Source organism: Paenibacillus sp. FSL R5-0810, from assembly GCF_038002285.1.
Classification (GTDB): Bacteria; Bacillota; Bacilli; order Paenibacillales; family Paenibacillaceae; genus Paenibacillus_AQ; species Paenibacillus_AQ lactis.
Map to the genome: position 1 here is coordinate 5,112,931 of NZ_JBBOCF010000001.1, position 20,158 is coordinate 5,133,088.

17 protein-coding genes and 3 rRNA genes are annotated in these 20,158 nt (G+C 51.0%); 2 read left to right on the top strand and 18 right to left on the bottom strand.

Features of this window, described 5'->3' with window-relative positions; translation table 11 throughout:
• Positions 1-105 precede the first annotated feature (105 nt).
• A complete protein-coding gene (locus tag MKX76_RS22720) occupies positions 106-873 on the bottom strand; it encodes a TatD family hydrolase (RefSeq protein WP_028406025.1) in 768 nt (255 codons plus the stop codon).
• 166 nt (positions 874-1,039) lie between these two features.
• Complete coding sequence (locus MKX76_RS22725) at positions 1,040-2,323, bottom strand: HD domain-containing protein (protein WP_341035071.1); 1,284 nt, start codon at positions 2,321-2,323, stop codon at positions 1,040-1,042.
• A 322-nt stretch (positions 2,324-2,645) separates the two neighbouring features.
• Between MKX76_RS22725 and MKX76_RS22730 the strand changes: the two genes are divergently transcribed.
• Positions 2,646-2,900 carry an AbrB/MazE/SpoVT family DNA-binding domain-containing protein gene (locus MKX76_RS22730; protein WP_006207408.1) on the top strand — a complete coding sequence of 85 codons (255 nt, stop codon included), beginning with the start codon at positions 2,646-2,648 and terminating at the stop codon, positions 2,898-2,900.
• Positions 2,901-3,188: 288 nt separating this feature from the next.
• Here the strand turns inward: MKX76_RS22730 and rsmI are convergent, their stop codons facing one another.
• The 11 genes from rsmI to MKX76_RS22785 all read right to left on the bottom strand — a co-directional run bounded on the left by rsmI (position 3,189) and on the right by MKX76_RS22785 (position 11,562).
• Positions 3,189-4,079, bottom strand: coding sequence for a 16S rRNA (cytidine(1402)-2'-O)-methyltransferase (gene rsmI, locus MKX76_RS22735; protein ID WP_007132858.1), 891 nt, complete (start codon positions 4,077-4,079; stop codon positions 3,189-3,191).
• Positions 4,076-4,840 (bottom strand): tRNA1(Val) (adenine(37)-N6)-methyltransferase, encoded by a 765-nt coding sequence (locus MKX76_RS22740; protein WP_007132857.1) that lies wholly within the window; start codon positions 4,838-4,840, stop codon positions 4,076-4,078. The genes rsmI and MKX76_RS22740 overlap by 4 nt, the downstream gene beginning before the upstream one ends.
• A gap of 174 nt (positions 4,841-5,014) precedes the next feature.
• Entirely contained in the window at positions 5,015-5,386 is a 372-nt protein-coding gene (yabA, locus tag MKX76_RS22745; RefSeq protein WP_040740328.1) for a DNA replication initiation control protein YabA, read from the bottom strand.
• A gap of 32 nt (positions 5,387-5,418) precedes the next feature.
• Positions 5,419-6,219 carry a PSP1 domain-containing protein gene (locus MKX76_RS22750; protein ID WP_007132855.1) on the bottom strand — a complete coding sequence of 267 codons (801 nt, stop codon included), beginning with the start codon at positions 6,217-6,219 and terminating at the stop codon, positions 5,419-5,421.
• Positions 6,220-6,275: 56 nt separating this feature from the next.
• Positions 6,276-7,262 carry a DNA polymerase III subunit delta' gene (gene holB, locus MKX76_RS22755; protein ID WP_040740326.1) on the bottom strand — a complete coding sequence of 329 codons (987 nt, stop codon included), beginning with the start codon at positions 7,260-7,262 and terminating at the stop codon, positions 6,276-6,278.
• Between the two features lie 204 nt (positions 7,263-7,466).
• Complete coding sequence (locus tag MKX76_RS22760) at positions 7,467-7,910, bottom strand: YaaR family protein (protein WP_007132853.1); 444 nt, start codon at positions 7,908-7,910, stop codon at positions 7,467-7,469.
• A gap of 91 nt (positions 7,911-8,001) precedes the next feature.
• The gene (locus MKX76_RS22765; RefSeq protein ID WP_285852664.1) at positions 8,002-8,124 is read right to left on the bottom strand and encodes a hypothetical protein; all 123 of its coding nucleotides are present in this window, start codon (positions 8,122-8,124) and stop codon (positions 8,002-8,004) included.
• A 274-nt stretch (positions 8,125-8,398) separates the two neighbouring features.
• The gene (locus tag MKX76_RS22770) at positions 8,399-8,728 is read right to left on the bottom strand and encodes a cyclic-di-AMP receptor (RefSeq protein WP_006207400.1); all 330 of its coding nucleotides are present in this window, start codon (positions 8,726-8,728) and stop codon (positions 8,399-8,401) included.
• Positions 8,729-8,790: 62 nt separating this feature from the next.
• Complete coding sequence (gene tmk / locus MKX76_RS22775; RefSeq protein ID WP_341034651.1) at positions 8,791-9,435, bottom strand: dTMP kinase; 645 nt, start codon at positions 9,433-9,435, stop codon at positions 8,791-8,793.
• A gap of 64 nt (positions 9,436-9,499) precedes the next feature.
• Entirely contained in the window at positions 9,500-11,230 is a 1,731-nt protein-coding gene (locus tag MKX76_RS22780) for an aminotransferase class I/II-fold pyridoxal phosphate-dependent enzyme (protein ID WP_341034652.1), read from the bottom strand.
• 146 nt (positions 11,231-11,376) lie between these two features.
• Positions 11,377-11,562 carry a sigma factor G inhibitor Gin gene (locus MKX76_RS22785; protein ID WP_007132850.1) on the bottom strand — a complete coding sequence of 62 codons (186 nt, stop codon included), beginning with the start codon at positions 11,560-11,562 and terminating at the stop codon, positions 11,377-11,379.
• A gap of 233 nt (positions 11,563-11,795) precedes the next feature.
• Here MKX76_RS22785 and MKX76_RS22790 point away from each other — a divergent pair, with 233 nt between their 5' ends.
• Positions 11,796-12,317, top strand: coding sequence for a hypothetical protein (locus MKX76_RS22790; RefSeq protein WP_007132849.1), 522 nt, complete (start codon positions 11,796-11,798; stop codon positions 12,315-12,317).
• A 159-nt stretch (positions 12,318-12,476) separates the two neighbouring features.
• Here MKX76_RS22790 and MKX76_RS22795 read toward each other — a convergent pair whose 3' ends face one another.
• From MKX76_RS22795 to MKX76_RS22815, 5 genes are all read right to left on the bottom strand, one after another.
• Positions 12,477-12,914, bottom strand: coding sequence for a hypothetical protein (locus MKX76_RS22795; protein ID WP_007132848.1), 438 nt, complete (start codon positions 12,912-12,914; stop codon positions 12,477-12,479).
• A 366-nt stretch (positions 12,915-13,280) separates the two neighbouring features.
• A 5S ribosomal RNA gene (gene rrf, locus MKX76_RS22800) occupies positions 13,281-13,397 on the bottom strand.
• Between the two features lie 277 nt (positions 13,398-13,674).
• Positions 13,675-16,720: ribosomal RNA gene (locus MKX76_RS22805) — 23S ribosomal RNA — on the bottom strand.
• A gap of 349 nt (positions 16,721-17,069) precedes the next feature.
• Positions 17,070-18,623 (bottom strand): 16S ribosomal RNA (locus MKX76_RS22810).
• The 16S, 23S and 5S rRNA genes sit together here, the layout of an rRNA operon.
• A 393-nt stretch (positions 18,624-19,016) precedes the next feature.
• A complete protein-coding gene (locus MKX76_RS22815; RefSeq protein WP_007129245.1) occupies positions 19,017-20,129 on the bottom strand; it encodes an HD-GYP domain-containing protein in 1,113 nt (370 codons plus the stop codon).
• Between the last annotated feature and the right edge of the window lie 29 nt (positions 20,130-20,158).

The window sequence follows — 20,158 nt, forward strand, 5'->3', positions numbered from 1 at the left end:
TTTTTGATGTAAATGGTTAAAAAATTGTAAAACAATCGTCTTTTCAGGTTAAAAAACTTTAATTAATCGCAATTCCTCACTATTTCATCGCTTTTGCTCCCGTTTTCATGAAATACCAAATCGTTCCAGAGCATTTTTAGTGGTAATTTGGACCAGTTCATCGAAGGACATGCCCCGAATTTCGGCTGCCGTCTCGGCCACCAATTTCACATAAGCGGACTCATTTCGCTTCCCTCGGAAGGGGTGTGGAGTCAGGTAAGGCGAGTCCGTTTCAATGAGCAGACGATCGAGCGGAACCTTGGCCAGAACCTCCTTCGGCTGCTTGGCATTTTTGAACGTAATCGGCCCGCCGAACGAAATATGAAAGCCCATATCCAGGCATAACTTGGCCGTTTCCCAGCTGCCCGAGAACGAATGCATCACGCCGCCAACCTCATGAGCCTTCTCTTCCTTCAAAATCTTCACGATATCCTCATGCGCATCACGGTTATGAATTACAATCGGCATATGGAGCTCCCGGGCCAGTCCGATTTGGCTGCGAAGCACCCGGTGCTGCACCTCCTTCGGAGACGTATCCCAATGATAATCGAGGCCGATCTCTCCGATCGCAACGACTTTCTCATGACTGCAGAGCGAAGCGATCCATTCCAGGTCGCCCTCCTCCATCGTGATCGCATCCACGGGATGCCAGCCTACCGCCGCATATATAAAATCATATGTCTCCGCCAATTCCATCGTGGTCGGAATCGTCTCGCGATTAAATCCGATATTGATCATCCGGCTAACACCGGCTTCAAGCGCCCGGGCAATCGTCTCGTCCCGGTCCTCGTCGAATTGGGGAGCATCCAGATGGGTGTGTGTGTCGAACAGCATGTTCTCTCCCACTCCTTTCTTGTCGATCCTTGATCGTATCTTATCCAGCACAATCTTTATCATTCCGTTCTATGGTTGTCCATTATCAATGCCTCGTGCGTCCGGCCTTGAACCAGGTCCATCCATGATCCAAGCCCATGGTCCATCGAATATAACGGACTCATCCCTACCTGCGAAATAAATCCGCAACTTCGGCCGGCATCCGGTCAAGCAGCGGCTCTAACCTCTCCTCCGGGTAATATAGATAATTCCGGCCCTTATGGATCCCGCTAATGGAGCGCACGATATCGGACACCTCGGAAATTTCCCGAAGCTGGTCATGCCGGTCCAGCAGCAGAATTTGCTTCTCGTTCAGCGGCATGCCCGAATGAAACTTATCATAAGGAAGATCGGTCGGAAAATCAATCTCCACATCATATGCGGGATCAAGACCCGCCTCCCGAAACGCCTGGCGGATGGCGTCGATTGTCTCCGGGTTGCCGGTGTCGATTTCTATATATTTATAGAGCTTCCGATGGATGAATCGGCCGCATAATTCGCTAAGGAGCTGGTCTTGCTCGGCCGTCCATTGCAGAAACGCCGTTTGAATGAGCGCCTCATCCAGCCGCAGATACTGCTGAACGGTCAAGCGGCCTTCGAACAGAGCCGGCAGCGGTTCGATCATGAACTGAAACGCATACCCTGCTTCATAGAGCTCCTTCGCCCGGCGGAAAATCTGGCGCAGTATGATTTCCGAGCTTCTTGTTACCGGGTGGAAATACACCTGCCAGTACATTTGATATCTGGACATGAGATAATCCTCTACGGCATGCATCCCCGATTCCTTCACAACGATCCGGTCCCGGTGCGGCCGCAGCATCCGCAGAATCCGGTCGATGTCGATCGTCCCGTAATTGACGCCGGTGTAATAGGCATCGCGCAGCAAATAATCCATTCGGTCCGCATCCAGCGGACTCGTCACCAGATTCATCACGATCGGTTTGTCATACGTCTTGCGGATGACGGAAGCGACCCGCTCCGGGAAGTCTTCCCCCAGCTCCAGGAGCACCTTGTTCACGCACGTATCGCCGAGCAAGATCCGGCATGTCCAATCCTCGTGGTTCATCTGAAACGCCTCTTCTATAGAATGGGAAAATGGTCCGTGCCCGAGATCATGCAAGAGCGCTGCACATAGGGCCACTTGTCTCTCTTCCGCAGGCCAATCGGAGTATCCTTTTCGCTCGAATTGCGAGATGATTCTTCTTGTAATTTCATAGACACCCAAGGAATGGGAGAATCGGCTGTGCTCTGCGCCATGAAACGTCAGATAGGACGTGCCCAGTTGCCTGACCCGGCGAAGCCGCTGAAATTCCGGCGTGTCGATTAACCGCCAGATAATATCATCCTGTACATGAATATAATTATGAACCGGATCTTTAAACACTTTTTCCTCTGAGATTGGCAGGCGCATCATAAATCACTCCTTAAGTCATAAATTTAGGACTTGGACTATTTTCACTTCTTTTGACATCTAATGTCGAACAATGTCGAATTGGGTAATTTGGCGCTTTCCAAATCGACATATTGAAAAGTGAAGCGTTTTTTGGTTCAAAAATGGTAACTTCGTTGTAGGACAGCGGTTTATTTCACTATATTTTCGTAAATAGGTTCCGAAATCTCAAAAATATAGGTTGACTGTTTTGGGAATCGTTGGTACTATAAATAACATAAAAAATAGAACTATGTCGAATTATGACTTTTTTAAATTATGGCGAGAGGGGCATTAATAAGTTATGATGAAATCAACAGGAATTGTAAGGAAAGTCGATGAGCTTGGACGGGTCGTTATTCCAATCGAACTGCGCCGTACACTCGGCATTGGCGAGAAGGACGCTCTTGAAATTTATGTGGACGGTGAACGCATCATGCTGAAGAAGTATGAGCCTGCGTGCATCTTCTGCGGCAATGCTGAGAACGTTACGTACTTCAAAGGTAAAATCGTTTGCCATGAATGTATCTCGGAAATCCCTACACCTGTGACAAATTAAAGATATTAGTATATAATAGGTACACAATCACATTTTGTTAATTCTAACCTTTTTCATATCTCCTTGGTGCCTTCCTCGGCTATGAACCCGGCCGCAGGAAGGTCTTTTTTTATGCGCAATTTCCCGCGGTCGGCATAACGCTATGTAAATCCTCACCGCGATCATGAGGAAAATGATATTGTTCGTCAGAGACGGCCTAGTTCGGATTAAATGTGCCCCGGGCCAGTTGTTGACTTCGGCAGGCTGCGGGGACCACCTCTTCGTCACTTGCGCAGCAGGCTACTATAATTAATCCCCCAGCAGCGCATTATAGATATCCCGCTTCGATACGCCGCGGTCTGCCGCTGTTTTCTTCATGGCCTCCTTACGGCTCAATCCCTCCTGCTCATATCTGCCGACATGCTCCTCTAAGGAAAGCTCCTGCCACCAGGCATTCAGCTCCATCCGCTCATCCTCGGGGTTTCTGCCCTCCACCACAACGCAGTACTCGCCAAGAGGCGGATGCTCCTCAAGCCAAGATAGGCATGCTTCCACGGTTCCACGGGCAAATTCCTCATAGCGCTTGGTGAGCTCCCGGGCCAGCGTAATCTTTCGATCCCCCAGAACCTCCTTCATTAGCTCTAAGGTCTTCTTGATGCGATGCGGAGATTCATAGAAGATCAGCGTTCCCTGGGCCGATTGCAGCGCGTTTAACTGTGCCACAATGTCTTTGCGTTCCCTGGGCAAAAATCCGATAAACGTAAACCGTTCGGTTGGCAGGCCCGATGCGATTAACGCCGATAACGCGGCATTTGCTCCGGGAACGGGAATGACCGATATTCCGGCTTCAATCGCCAGTGCCACGAGGTCGGCGCCAGGGTCGGAAATCGCCGGCAGACCGGCATCGCTCACGAGTGCTACATTTTTTCCTTCTATTATATATCGTATAATTTCAGGGCCGCTTGCCGCCTTATTATGCTCATGATAACTAAACAATGGCTTGGATGGAATTTCAAAATGCGTAAGCAGTTTCCTGCTCTGTCTTGTATCCTCCGCCGCAATGATATCGCATTCCTTAAGAACGCGTACCGCCCGGTAGGTCATATCCTCCAAATTGCCGATCGGGGTTGCAACCAAAAATAACGATCCGGTGCTCCCTGCACCTGGCGATTCAAAGCTTCGCTGCAATGATATCCTCATGCTTGATCATCCTCATTCGTTCCATAATATATGTCCATAAATTCGGCGCAGTATTTCCCCTGCTCGTCATAAACGATGAGCGGCGGCCGTAGGCGAACCTCGGGCTTCCCGTCCCGTATGCCCTCGATCAGCACCATATTGGCTTCCAGATGGGCACGGGGGTGGACAAAACGGATCACCTTCGGCTCAATCCGGTATTTACTCATAAGCGTTATAATCTCGGCCAGTCGCAGCGGCTTGTGCACCATGCTCATTTTCCCGCCTTGACGAAGCAGCCTGGAGCAGGAAGCAATCACTTCCTCCAGCGTACAATGAATCTCATGTCTGGCAATGGCTTGATGCGGATTCAGCTTGATGTCGCTGCCGTTCATCGGCATATATGGAGGATTCACCGTGATCACGTCGTATGCGCCATATCCCGTCTCCTTGTATAGCTCTCTCAAGTCGCCTTCCCGGATCGTGATTTGGTGCTCAAGATCATTCATATAGACGCTTCGTCTTGCCATATCGGCCAGTCTCGGCTGTATTTCGATCCCTTCGATCGGTGCGCCTGTCCGTGTGGACAAGAGAATAGGAATCACTCCATTCCCGGTGCACATATCAAGAATCTTCCCTCTCCGCGGGATGCTGGCAAACCGTGCGAGCAGCACCGCATCCATAGAGAAGCTGAACACCTCCTCGCTTTGGATGATTCCGAGCTCATGCGTCAGCAGATCATCAATCCGCTCGGATGGATGTAAATGTACGTCCTTCAATTTCATAGTTTCAACCCTTTGGCTTGATAGTTAGGGGCACGTGTCGGGATTGAGACTCCGATCCCTTCGTGCTCATAATTTTATTTCGCTGTGTTCACCAAATGCAAGGAGCCTGAAGATCCCTTACAGTATAACCTTCAAATGCTAGAAAAAAACCGTAGGCAATATCCCTACGGCTTCTTATTTATTCAAAAATGACAAGCAGAACAGGCAATCCCCTTCCGTACGCAAATGTCCATAGTACACATTGCAGATGTGAAAGCCTTCGTGATAGAGACGGGCCAGGTTGTCGTATCCTTCCCCGACCACATCTTCCTCCTGATCCTCCTGCTCGGCACGAGGCTGAGGCATCGAGGCTACCGGGTGTTCCAATTCCGCCGGATTGACTTCCCTTTTTAATATTTTCCGGAGCTGTTCATTTTCAAGACTGAGGCGATGGTTCTCTTCCAGCAGTTCCTTGATGACCAGCTTGAGTCCACCCAGTTCACTGTGTATATGTCCCATCTGTGTTTCCAACTCTTGAATGAGCACAAAAATGTTTTTCTTCTCCAAGTCTACACCCCGAAAATAAACATTCTATTGGACTATTTAATGACCACGTCGTCCATCGGCAGTTCCTTGACCTTCCCGATTTCAAACAGCTGAACATGCACCGTCCGCTTATCCGCATTGATACCGACAACCTTGCCTTCTCCAAGCGAGGTCACGACCAGCTTCCCAACGGATGGAAGCTCCTCTTTCACGCTTTCATAATTATCATGCTCAAATTTCAGGCAGCACATCAATCTTCCGCATAGCCCGGAAATCTTGGTCGGATTGAGCGATAAGCTCTGATCCTTCGCCATCTTAATGGATACCGGCTCAAAATCACCAAGCCATGAGGAACAGCACAGTACGCGACCGCAAGGTCCAAGGCCGCCCAGCATTTTGGCTTCGTCCCGGACTCCGATCTGACGAAGCTCGATTCGGGTCCGGAAGATGCTGGCCAGGTCCTTCACCAGCTCTCGGAAATCCACGCGGCCTTCGGCCGTGAAGTAGAAAATGATTTTGTTCCGGTCGAAAGTAAATTCTACATCGACCAGCTTCATTTTCAGTCCGTGGTCCCGAATTTTATTTAAACAGGTGGTGAATGCATCCTTCGCAGCCTGCTTGTTCTCCTCAACCACACGGGCATCCGAGTCGCCGGCGATGCGAATGACTTTCTTCAGTGGAAGAACAACGTCAGCTTCACCTACCTCCTTCTTTCCTATCACAACTTGACCATACTCAATCCCCCGGGCCGTCTCCACAATGACGGATTGCTCCTTCTCTACGGGTAGATCCAGCGGATCGAAGTAATATATTTTGCCCGCTTTCTTAAAGCGGACACCCACTACACTGTACAAAAATAAACCCCCTTGTGCCTGTACATATTGGCCATCCTTCGGGCCTGGGGGTGTGCTCACGCCGGAGTGTTACCGCCCAAACCCATCAATAGCTGCTCTACACAGAGCTGTCCATTGACATTATAGCGTAACTTCTTCTGACACTCTGCGGCCAAATCCATATAGGACACCCACTGTGCTGTGCTGCGGGCTGACGCATGACCAGAGATATACTCCGCCTGATCTATGAAAACGAGAGACTCTTTCCTTCCGTACAGAACATGAATCATGTCCTTAAACCATAAATGAAACAAACTGAACAGAACGTCCAGATGATCGGAGAGTTCGGTTTTGAACACTTTCTGGCTCGCGGTAATCATCGCGGGGCCGGTTCGGTTCAAAGACTCCTTCCCTAATTGTAACACTACGTTTCTAATTTCTGCAAACCAATTCTCATTCAATATTTTCCTGCATCCGTCAAGTCCTGAAGCCAGGTGAACGGCACAGCGCACGAGGGCTGCCGGATATCCTTCCCCTACCAGCGCCTGCTCCATCATCTGCGGAGAAAGCGAGCGGAACGGCACCGTCTGGACCCTCGATTGAATGGTCGGCAGCAGCGCTTGTCCATTCTCCGCAATAAGGATGGCTACCGCCGGCGATTGCGGCTCCTCCAGAAATTTGAGAAGGCTGTTGGCCGCCTGGGTCGTCATTTTCTCCGCATGGTCGATAATGTACACCTTCGGATTGCGGTTCTCGGAGCGGTATGAGAAGATGCGCTGCAATTCGCGGATCTGATCGATCTTGATGCTGGCGCCATCCGGCTCAATCATCGTCAAATCCGGGTGGTTGCCGTGCTCGACCTTCCGGCATTCCAGACATTGTCCGCAGGCATCATCCTCAAGCTCCGTACAAAACAATGCCTTGGCAAACACAAGCGCCGTCTGCAGCTGTCCGGCGCCAGCCGGCCCGCTGAACAGATAGGCATGGCTGACCGCGTGCTTGCGCAGAGCGTTTTGCAGCAGCTGCTTGGCCGCCTCCTGGCCTATAATATGATTAAAAGACATAAGTCCTCTCTTTCCTGCTTCATTCACTTCGTTCTCTATCATCTTATGAACCTGCTGCATAAATAAAATCTAATAACAAAGCCATAATGCCATAATGCTAAATAACCATTAAACCTATGAACCCAAAAGATCATCAAGCTTACGAACTTAAAAAGTTGGCCCAGGGGCTTCCCAATCCCATGCGGACAAATGCTCCTTAAGCTGTTAAAATACGAGATTAATCAGCATACCGCGGATTTCCCCGACCTTATTCAGCAGATCGATCCTTCCCTGCTCGGTATCCAGCAGTTCATCGGCCATCTCAAGCAGCGCCGAATCGATCTCATCGATCACATTATATCGCTTGCCGCGTCCCCGCCGGTCCCAGCCTCGGGTTTCCTTCATTTTCACCCCGCGCCGGACCGTCTCCTCCAGGAAACGCCGAACCATCAATTTATACGCTTTAAGCTCCCGAACGGTCATCGATTTGGCTAATCTGTCACCCTGGAGCGCAATCTCACGCATTTGGCGGCTCAGCTCCTCATGCGTAGCCCGTTCCCCTTGCTGCTGCATCATATCCGAGAACGATCGCTGCTGGACCGGTCTGCTGCTGTTATCGGGGGCAGGAATTCCACTATTCAAGGGCCGAAAGCCCGGATTGATCTTCATCCGAATACACCGCCTTTAGATTTGAAGCCCCCGTTGCAAACGGAGGCGCCGTAGGAAACTCTATTCATGCATGCTTGCCCCGGCATGCATTTTAATCGTAAATGAGACGCTTCGGGTCGGCCATTCCCATGCTTCGCCATAAGAACCAACCTGCCCCCTGCAGCCCCGCTTGCTTCATGCCTTGCTTCATTTCAAGCAGGATCAGCGCCAGCACCTGACGTGAACGTACCTTGAATCGGTCAACTTGTCAAGCCATTTACCTTGATTTAACAGGTATCGAGACGCTGACCGCTTCTATCACAATGAACCCGCCTATAACAGGCGTCCCTATTCCATTATTCTGCGATTTACGGTAACTATTTTTATTATGATACAGAAGGAATTCAGACTGGCAGCATGGCTGTGCTTCTCCATTTTGTCGGAGACGTTCCCATATCCCAATAAAAACATCCGTTACTTGCAATCCGCAAAATGTCGTGGATCTATTCTTAGAAATGCTCGAATCTTTCTACTGGAAGCACAAACACGGTAGCGCCGCCCACCTGAACCTCGACCGGAAGCGGCAGATACGAGTCGGTCGTGCCACTCATAGGGGTTACCGGTGTGACCAGCTGCTCGCGAACCTTGCAGCTTGTGCGGATGACGCTAAGCACGCTTTCGACCTGTGAATCGTCTACCCCGATCATAAAGGTGGTATTCCCCGCCTTCAAGAAACCGCCCGTGCTCGCAAGCTTCGTGGCCCGGAAATTGGCTTTGACCAATGCGGCGGAAAGACGGTTGCTATCCTTATCCTGCACAATCGCAACAATCAATTTCATGGTAAACCCTCCTTATTAATTTTGGGCATTTTCGCCCTAACACTATTATTTGACAAACAACCTCAAAAATCCTTTAATATCGCGTCTTCTACGTATTTGATCATCTCGCGCTCCACCTGATCCGGCGTTTTGGAAGCATCTACAATTCGGATTCTTTCCTTGTTGTTTTCCGCCACAAGCATATAGCCTTCCCTAACCTTGCCGTGAAATGCCATGCTTTCCATGTCAAGACGGTTCTTTTCCCGCTCGGCATTGGCCTCGATTCTGGACATCCCGATCTCCGGTTCGATATCGAACAGCAGCGTGAGGTCAGGCATTCGGCCTTCAACCGCAAATCGGTTAATGCTCCATACCTCCCCCATGCCGAGGCCGCGGGCATACCCTTGGTAAACCAGGCTGCTGTCGACAAACCGGTCGCACAGTACGGTCACTCCTTCCCTCAGTGCCGGTTCTACCTTCTCCACCAGATGCTGTCGGCGGGCAGCCGCATACAGCAGTGCCTCCGTCCGGGCATCCATGGAAGTATGCTGCGGGTCGAGAATAATGGAGCGGATCTTCTCCGCGATCTCGATCCCCCCGGGCTCCCTGGTAATCAGATAGGGAATCGAGCGGCCCTGCATATAAGCGGCCAGCCTGCCCATCATCGTTGTTTTGCCGGACCCATCCCCTCCTTCAAGTGTGATAAATAGTGGTCTGCGATTATTCATAATGATCCTGCTTTCATAAAAATATGTTAAGTGGTACATGGGTTGCTTTTCGCGAGGCGGAGGTTCAATCTACTGGGAGAGCCGCCCCCTCCCGTCTAAATACGACGATTGTAGCCAGGGATGAATCTGCGATGCCTTGGCATTTCGCTCCCGCATCTCTTAAATCGGCCAATCTCCGCGCCATCCCCTCTGTGATGACCTCACCGGGATAGAGGATCGGAATCCCTGGGGGATACGGAATCACCATCTCGGCCGCCGTCCTCCCTGCGCAAAGCTCTACTGGCATCGGCTCGATACGCCCCTCATCCATAGGCTTCAACGAGAAGCGGATCGGATGGGAATACGGAGCTTCCATGTCCCAATTGTTCCACGTGGAAACATTGGATTGGGAGCATACTTCTTGTAACAACAGGTTGTCACTCGTGCCGAGGGCGGCATCGGTCCGGGCGCCCGGCTCATAATGCTTCATGAAATCTCCCCGCCCCTTCAGCATCCGAATCAGCTCTTCCTTGGACTGCGCCGGCTTCCCTTTTGGGGCTTCCCCAGCTATGTGCGGTTTCTTCGAGGACGTCTCCTCTTGCTCTACAATATGCACAAGTGCCCATAAGACGTGATTGCTATCTTCGAGCGTCGAGCCGAGCGTGAACAGTAAGACGACGCGCTGCTCGTCGCTCATCTCCGGCACACAGCCGCGCTCCTCCAGCGCGCGCTGCAGTGCGTAGCCGCTCAGGGCCCCGGTGCGGTCATAAATGACCGCCTTGAACGGGTCCTGGCGGGTATAGGCCGCCGCTTCAGCCTGCGGCGGCGCTTGTCCGCCGGCCGCGGCCGTGCCGGCGGCGGGGCTCCCGGGCTGCGGCGGCTGCAGCAGCCCGAAGCGCGGCAGCTTCGCGAGGCCGCGCCGGAAGGCGTCCACGGCGGCGAGCCCCGCCGTGAAGGCGCCTGCGCCCTGCGTATGCAGCAGGCGCCGCGCCAGGTCAAGCGATGCCATAATGGGGTAAGAAGGGCTGGAGCTCTGCACCATTGCCAGCCGCTGGCGTAATAGACGCCGGTTGATCCGCTCACCCTGCACATGCAGCATCGCCCCCATCGTCATGGCAGCCAGCATTTTGTGCGTGGATTGAACTACGCCGTCCGCCCCACAGGAGAGCGCACTGGCTGGCAGCTGCGGATGCTGCCCATAGTGAGCGCCATGCGCTTCGTCCACCAGCAGCGGAATCCCATGATCATGGCATAAGTCCGCTAGCGGCGTAATATCGCTTCCCATCCCGTAGTAATTCGGCATCGTGATCAAGGCTGCCTTAGCCCCGGGATAAGCCGCCAGCGCCTTCCTCAGCGTTTCTGGCGAAGGGGCGACGGCAAGCCCGCTAGGCTCGTCCATTCCCGGCTGAAGAAATACCGCCCGCGCTCCGGCCAGCATCAGACCATGGAGCACCGATTTATGTACGTTCCGCTGCACCAGAATGATATCGCCGGGCTCCTGGCATACCGTCAGAATAAGCGCAATATTTCCGCTCGTGCTGCCTCCGACAAGAAAATAACTCTCCTCCGCACCAAAGCAGTCTGCCGCCAGCTCCTGCGCTTCCCGAATCACCCCATCCGGGTGAAATAAATCGTCTGTCCCGGTAATTTCCGTCACATCGATCTGCATCGCTGCCTGCAGCATCTCAGCATATTTCGAGTCCAAACCATAGGCTCTGCCGTTCTTATGACCGGGCACATGAAACGATGAGGCTCCACGAAGCCGATATTGTGTTAATGCCTCCATGAGCGGAGCACGATCTTTATGTGTAGTCATCGACATATCCCTTCAGATTCCATTCTCTAACCTATTTTAACGTATATTGAAACCTTCGCCTACGGTTAATGCCCACATTCCCTTATTCCCTTATTCCCTTGCCCAACAAAAAAAGGCCTATCGCTAAGGCCCTATACGCGTTCCTTCTATGCATTCTTAGGCATCGCAATCTGCTTTAACTGCCGGATAAAAAAATGATATTTGGCATCCTCCGCACTGGTATGCACGATTTCCGATTCGCATTCCTCGCAAACGAATTGCGATAAAATCGTAATGCCTTCCGTCTTCGACTGGTTGCATATAATACAGACGCGTTCGGTCAGCTCTTCCATTGCCATCCCACCTTGATCCTTTTACTATTAGTATGACACAGTTTCTATTATTTTAAACCTTTTCATAGGATATCTTTGTACGCTTTATGATATGTGTCCCACGAATGCCCGGTGTCTGTACCGCATTTTTTTCGCTTAATAAAAATATGAATTTGTCCGATAAATATCATAAACGCCGATTTTCGGCCGATCTATCGAATGTTGATCTATGAAAAGGGGGACAGCATCGCGCCATGGCAGAACCACACGGTCAAGCCACCTTTTATCAATACCGGCTTATTAAAAAAATCCAAGTATCCAAACCACTGCTCATTCCTTACTTGATTCTGCCCTTAATCGCTGCAGCAGCCGGGATATGGACGTTGTCCCCGTACATCCTGTTGTATTTCTTGATCGCCTTCCCTGTCATCCTATGGATTCAGTATGTCATCGGGCATACCACGCTCCTGCTGCTCGGCCCTGATTACCGAAAACGATGGCGTTTCCGGGTTAAGCTTCCTTGGCTGGGATACACGCCGGAACAGCACATCAGCCGCCGTATATTTAGCAAAGTGCATATATACACGGGATTCGTCGGACTTTCCCTATGTGTCATCATGGCCCTGTGGTTGCCGATTCCGTTTACGGCCTCGCTTGTTTTTTGGCATGTGTGGCTTCTTCTGCCCCGATTCACCATTCTAATGCGGTTCGCTTCCCTGCCGAAGGATGGCATGATCAAGCTGAATGATCAGGACATCGCCTACTACAGGCAATGAACGGACCCGTATATCTTGAAGGGATCGGATCCGCTCGTCCATTCTGTGATTGTCTGAATAGGCCTTCTACGAGAAAAATAAGAGCTGCTCTCAGCCCTAAGCATTTAAGAAATCGCGCATACATAAATAAAGACCTCATTCCAAAGCCGAATGAGGTCTTTATTTATTCGTTTTATTACCTTCCAAGCCTTGAATCACTTGTTTCTTCATTTGAGTGGGAACCGTAATGATCAAATAACCGTCATGAACCGTAAGATGGACGATGTTCTTTCCTTTTTCAAAAACCAAGGAAGAGCCGTTTTCCTCCACTTCCTTCTGCGTCCAGCCCCAGGACTCGATTTCTTTCAAATAGGGCTCCGGAATATTTTCGTCTTCTTTCAAACCAGGAAGAGCATAGCGTACATAGTCCAAGTCGCTATTGCCCGTTGTTTGTTCCGTTTTATTGGCTTCTTTCGGGACGGGGAACGACTTTACATTGGCCGCACCGTCAAAGGACTTCCAGCTTGGTTCTGCGGATGCCCCGCAACCCGATCCGATTAATAAAATCGTACCCGCGCATATGATTTCTGCAACATGCAGGCCTTTTCTACGCAACATGATTGTCCTCCTTTCCTCCACAATAACCGTCTCCAGTTGAGTATTCAAGGTTGCTTGGTTAATGGAGAACCTCCCCAATCAGGCCTTACTACCTATGGCCTGCATAAATCGGTAATGAACTACCCACGAATGACTAATTCTATTATACTGATTTTCTGTAGTGTAACGGTAACAAAATCTTCATCTGTTTATGTCAAAGTAATCGTCATGTTATATAACAGCTTTAAGGGCGTTGACAGCTGGAAGGGGCTGAACAACCGCACGCAGTCTAATGTACTGTTATCACTAACACGCTGGCCAGGATACAGGAATAGGTTCGGTAACAAAAATAAAAACCACCATCGATTACATCGACAGTGGTTTTTCGCTTGGCGACGTCCTACTCTCCCGGGACCCTTCGGTCCAAGTACCATCGGCGCTGGAAGGCTTAACGGTCGTGTTCGGTATGGGAACGCGTGGAACCCTTCCGCCATCGCCACCAAACGTGATTTTTGCGCTGCCTTTGCTTCATGATTGCTCATCAGCAAAATATCAAGCCTTAGAAAAGGCATGCAGCTTCAAAATCGTTTCAAGATCTTTTGAACCTTGAAAACTAGATACGAAACGTCTTTGCGTTGTTTAGAATCCGTAGCATTGTCCCTTCAGATCCTCAGATCTTTCCGGGCCCCGCCAAAGTAATCGGAATCAGCTGCGAAGCTCTTCTTCACTTTGGTGGGTTTTTGTTCATGCTTCCGTAGCGAGCTTTACTTCGTAAAGCTTGTAGGATAAGCCCTCGACCGATTAGTATTGGTCAGCTCCATGCATTGCTGCACTTCCACCTCCAACCTATCTACCTCGTCGTCTTCAAGGGGTCTTACATACTGGGAAATCTCATCTTGAGGGGGGCTTCACGCTTAGATGCTTTCAGCGCTTATCCCGTCCGTACGTAGCTACCCAGCCATGCTCCTGGCGGAACAACTGGTGCACCAGCGGTACGTCCATCCCGGTCCTCTCGTACTAAGGACAGCTCCTCTCAAATTTCCTACGCCCACGACAGATAGGGACCGAACTGTCTCACGACGTTCTGAACCCAGCTCGCGTACCGCTTTAATGGGCGAACAGCCCAACCCTTGGGACCTACTTCAGCCCCAGGATGCGATGAGCCGACATCGAGGTGCCAAACCTCCCCGTCGATGTGGACTCTTGGGGGAGATAAGCCTGTTATCCCCAGGGTAGCTTTTATCCGTTGAGCGATGGCCCTTCCATGCGGTACCACCGGATCACTAAGCCCGACTTTCGTCCCTGCTCGACTTGTAGGTCTCGCAGTCAAGCTCCCTTATGCCTTTGCACTCTTCGAATGATTTCCAACCATTCTGAGGGAACCTTGGGGCGCCTCCGTTACTCTTTAGGAGGCGACCGCCCCAGTCAAACTGCCCGCCTGACACTGTCCCCGTACCGGATCACGGTACCAGGTTAGAACCTAGATACGATCAGGGTGGTATCCCAACGTCGCCTCCACACAAGCTGGCGCTCATGCTTCAAAGGCTCCCACCTATCCTGTACAGATCGTACCCAAATCCAATATCAAGCTGCAGTAAAGCTCCATGGGGTCTTTCCGTCTTGTCGCGGGTAACCTGCATCTTCACAGGTATTAAAATTTCACCGGATCTCTCGTTGAGACAGCGCCCAAGTCGTTACGCCATTCGTGCGGGTCAGAATTTACCTGACAAGGAATTTCGCTACCTTAGGACCGTTATAGTTACGGCCGCCGTTTACTGGGGCTTCGGTTCACAGCTTCGGGACTAATCCCTAACCGCTCCCCTTAACCTTCCAGCACCGGGCAGGCGTCAGCCCGTATACTTCGCCTTGCGGCTTCGCACAGACCTGTGTTTTTGCTAAACAGTCGCTTGGGCCTTTTCACTGCGGCCCCCTCGGGCTATTCACCCTACCGAGGCACCCCTTCTCCCGAAGTTACGGGGTCATTTTGCCGAGTTCCTTAACGAGAGTTCTTCCGCGCGCCTTAGAATTCTCTTCTCGCCTACCTGTGTCGGTTTGCGGTACGGGCACCTTCACCTGACTAGAGGCTTTTCTTGGCAGTGTGAGATCATGACCTTCGCTACTGTAATTTTCACTCCCCATCACAGCCCAGCCTTACGATGTGCGGATTTGCCTACACATCAGCCTCACTGCTTGGACGGACATCCATCAGTCCGCGTCACTACCCTCCTGCGTCACCCCATCGTTCATAACGGTTTACGGTGGTACAGGAATTTCAACCTGTTGTCCTTCGACTACGCCTTTCGGCCTCGCCTTAGGTCCCGACTTACCCTGAGCGGACGAGCCTTCCTCAGGAAACCTTGGGCTTTCGGCGGATCAGATTCTCACTGATCTTTTCGTTACTCATACCGGCATTCTCACTTGTATGCTGTCCAGCGCTCCTTACGGTACACCTTCAACCTGCATACAACGCTCCCCTACCCCTGAATCGACTTCACTCCGCCTTCGAAGTGTGTTTAACCCCTGAGAGCATTTGGTCATCCTTGATTTCATTTCAAGTCTGACAAAAATGTTCAACTCAGGCTCACTACCTCAAAGAAGCAGTGAAGTCGATTCAAGCCATAGCTTCGGTGGTGTGTTTAGCCCCGTTACATTTTCGGCGCAGAGTCACTCGACCAGTGAGCTATTACGCACTCTTTAAATGGTGGCTGCTTCTAAGCCAACATCCTGGTTGTCTGTGCAACTCCACATCCTTTCCCACTTAACACACACTTGGGGACCTTAGCTGATGGTCTGGGCTGTTTCCCTTTTGACAATGGATCTTAGCACTCACTGTCTGACTCCCGGATATAAGTCTATGGCATTCGGAGTTTGACTGAGCTTGGTAACCCTTGCGGGCCCCGCACCCAATCAGTGCTCTACCTCCACGACTCTTCATTCCGAGGCTAGCCCTAAAGCTATTTCGGGGAGAACCAGCTATCTCCGAGTTCGATTGGAATTTCTCCGCTACCCCCACCTCATCCCCGCACTTTTCAACGTACGTGGGTTCGGGCCTCCAGTGCGTGTTACCGCACCTTCACCCTGGACAGGGGTAGATCACACGGTTTCGGGTCTACGTCCACATACTAAAACGCCCTATTCAGACTCGCTTTCGCTGCGGCTACGGCTTCTCGCCTTAACCTTGCATGGGAACGTAACTCGCCGGTTCATTCTACAAAAGGCACGCCATCACCCCTATAATGGGCTCTGACTTCTTGTAAGCACACGGTTTCAGGTTCTATTTCACTCCCCTTCCGGGGTGCTTTTCACCTTTCCCTCACGGTACTGCTTCACTATCGGTCGCTAGGGAGTATTTAGCCTTAGCAGATGGTCCTGCTGGATTCATACGGGGTTTCACGTGCCCCGCACTACTCGGGATCCGTCTCGGAGGGTTCACATTTTCGATTACAGGGCTTTTACCTTCTATGGCCGGCCTTTCCAGACCTGTTCGTCTAATCTAAACCTTTGTAACTCCATGTGAGACGTCCCACAACCCCAGAGAGCAAGCTCTCTGGTTTAGGCTGTTCCGCGTTCGCTCGCCGCTACTGACGGAATCACTCTTGTTTTCTCTTCCTCCAGGTACTTAGATGTTTCAGTTCCCTGGGTATGCCTCTAGCTGCCCTATGTATTCAGGCAGAAGTGACTGGCTATTACACCAGCCGGGTTTCCCCATTCGGACATCCCCGGATCGAAGCTTGCTTACAGCTCCCCGAGGCAGTATCGTTGTTCGCCACGTCCTTCATCGGCTCCTAGCGCCTAGGCATCCTCCGTGTGCTCTTAGTAGCTTAACCATGTCGCTCCAGTTTCGTGCCATGTGCTCTGTTGTTCGCTTGTTTCCTGATTGGATAAAACCACTCAATGGTGAAACAAGCTTCCAAAGGATCACCTGTCACGAATCTTTCGCTCTAACGCTACTCTTTCACTTCTTGGTCAATCACTTGACACAAGTCGTTAGAGAAGGATATTTCTAAAACGCAAATTCGTTTCGTTATCTAGTTTTCAAGGATCAAATGAGAGGTTGAACTCTCAAAACTGACCAACGAGTGAGTAGGTCGACTTTACTTCGTAAAGCCTATTTATCCGGCAGCTTACGCTGACCGTATTTGTACCGCTTCGCTACGGAAGCGAGGTACTCCATAGAAAGGAGGTGATCCAGCCGCACCTTCCGATACGGCTACCTTGTTACGACTTCACCCCAATCATCTACCCCACCTTCGGCGGCTGGCTCCCGTAAGGGTTACCCCACCGACTTCGGGTGTTGTAAACTCTCGTGGTGTGACGGGCGGTGTGTACAAGACCCGGGAACGTATTCACCGCGGCATGCTGATCCGCGATTACTAGCAATTCCGACTTCATGCAGGCGAGTTGCAGCCTGCAATCCGAACTGAGACTGGCTTTTTAGGATTGGCTCCACCTCGCGGCTTCGCTTCCCGTTGTACCAGCCATTGTAGTACGTGTGTAGCCCAAGTCATAAGGGGCATGATGATTTGACGTCATCCCCACCTTCCTCCGGTTTGTCACCGGCAGTCACCTTAGAGTGCCCACCCGAAGTGCTGGCAACTAAGATCAAGGGTTGCGCTCGTTGCGGGACTTAACCCAACATCTCACGACACGAGCTGACGACAACCATGCACCACCTGTCTCCTCTGTCCCGAAGGCCGCCCCTATCTCTAGGGGATTCAGAGGGATGTCAAGACTTGGTAAGGTTCTTCGCGTTGCTTCGAATTAAACCACATACTCCACTGCTTGTGCGGGTCCCCGTCAATTCCTTTGAGTTTCAGTCTTGCGACCGTACTCCCCAGGCGGAATGCTTAATGTGTTAACTTCGGCACCAAGGGTATCGAAACCCCTAACACCTAGCATTCATCGTTTACGGCGTGGACTACCAGGGTATCTAATCCTGTTCGCTCCCCACGCTTTCGCGCCTCAGCGTCAGTTACAGCCCAGAGAGTCGCCTTCGCCACTGGTGTTCCTCCACATATCTACGCATTTCACCGCTACACGTGGAATTCCACTCTCCTCTTCTGCACTCAAGTCCCCCAGTTTCCAGTGCGTCCCGAAGTTGAGCCTCGGGTTTAAACACCAGACTTAAAGAACCGCCTGCGCGCGCTTTACGCCCAATAATTCCGGACAACGCTTGCCCCCTACGTATTACCGCGGCTGCTGGCACGTAGTTAGCCGGGGCTTTCTTCTCAGGTACCGTCACTCTCATAGCAGTTACTCTATGAGACGTTCTTCCCTGGCAACAGAGCTTTACGATCCGAAAACCTTCATCACTCACGCGGCGTTGCTCCGTCAGGCTTTCGCCCATTGCGGAAGATTCCCTACTGCTGCCTCCCGTAGGAGTCTGGGCCGTGTCTCAGTCCCAGTGTGGCCGTTCACCCTCTCAGGTCGGCTACGCATCGTCGCCTTGGTGAGCCGTTACCTCACCAACTAGCTAATGCGCCGCAGGCCCATCCTCAAGTGACAGATTGCTCCGCCTTTCATAACTCTGCCATGCAGCAGATTTAATTATCCGGTATTAGCTACCGTTTCCGGTAGTTATCCCAGTCTTGAGGGCAGGTTGCCTACGTGTTACTCACCCGTCCGCCGCTAAGCATCAGGAGTGCAAGCACTCCATCAGCTCCGCTCGACTTGCATGTATTAGGCACGCCGCCAGCGTTCGTCCTGAGCCAGGATCAAACTCTCCAATAAAGATCGTCCGAAGGACGATCGACCTCGCCGGATTTGGGTTCCACTCGGATGAGTGAGTCAAATCTGGTGAGTCTTGAAAGAGCGATTAAGCTCATTAGAAAAACTGACGAGAATTTGTTCAATTCTCTATTGTAACTCCCCGCCGAAGCGGTTCGTTTTTTACTCACTCGTTGTTCAGTTTTCAAAGATCAACCTTTTCGTTACCGGCGAATCTCGTTCGCATCAGCAACTCTTATAATATATCATGTTTTCGAGAAGTTAGCAAGCTTTTTTTTTTCGAAAAGCTTTTTTTTCGAAAAACTTTTTTATCGAAAAAGCCGTGATATACATCCGCTTCAAAAGCGGCAAGGAATAATATATCACAGCTTTTATCATTAGGTCAACCTTTATTGCCTAGGAAATAACTTCCTCAATGTAGATCTGCCTCTGCTGCATTAAATTCATGATGTTGCCTTGGACGGCTACCATTGGCCTGGTCGGATGCTGACTATCGGTAAACACGATTTCCCCTGTGCTTCCATTGCTTAACCGGACTTTCGTTCCGGAATGGAGAGCCGTTACTTTACGGATAAAAGTCTGGACGATTTTCGGATCCAGCTTGCCGAACGCCTCTAATTGAATTTGTTCCAGCACTAAGTAAGGAGACTGTGCATTCCGATAAAACTTGTCCAATGTCATGGCATGGAAGATATCCGTAACAGCCACAATCTTGGCGTAAATATGGATTTTGCTGCCCTCCAGACCCAGAGGGTAGCCGGACCCGTCCACTTTTTCATGATGCTGCAGTGCCGCTAGGCGAACCCCTTCGTTAACTGCGGCAACATTTTTAAGGATTTGATAACCGTAAGTGGTATGACGACGTACTTCCTCGTTCTCCTCATCGGTTAATTTGGACGGCTTATTTAATAGTATTGGATCAATCTTGGCATTTCCAATGTCATGGAGCAGCCCCGCAAAGGCCACCTGCATCCAGTCTTTCTGAGGAAGATCGAGCCACTGCGCCAGCTTATAGGAAGAAAGAGCACACAAGACCGAGCTGTGATACCGGTAATCATGGCGATTCGTCATGCGTGGAATAAACTTAAGAATCTGATAATCCTTATGATGCTTAAGCAGGTTCTCCATCTGATTCCGGATCTCGTACATGCGGAGCTCGCCGGTAATCGCCGACTGATAACAGCTTTTGACCAGAGTCAGAGTCTTGTCATACTCTTCATGCAATGGAAGGTCTTTGCGACTCGGTGCCTCCTCGTCCCCGCTTCCTTGCGAACTCTCCGCAAAAATCAACGCGGGCTTCTGCCCTGCAGATTTCACCGTTGGAATTCGAGTGCTCTCTCCATCGACGGACTCAATATCCACCTGCTCGACCATAAATGCTTTCAGCACTTCCAGATCGCGTGGCAGCAGTACCTTCCCCTTATGAAGTAAAAGCCCCCCTAAAGGTGTATGCACATCCTTAGCCAGCTTTACGCCGGCCACCACTTCATTCACGGCTTTGATCGTCATGATCAACCTCTCCATCTATTCCACTGCGC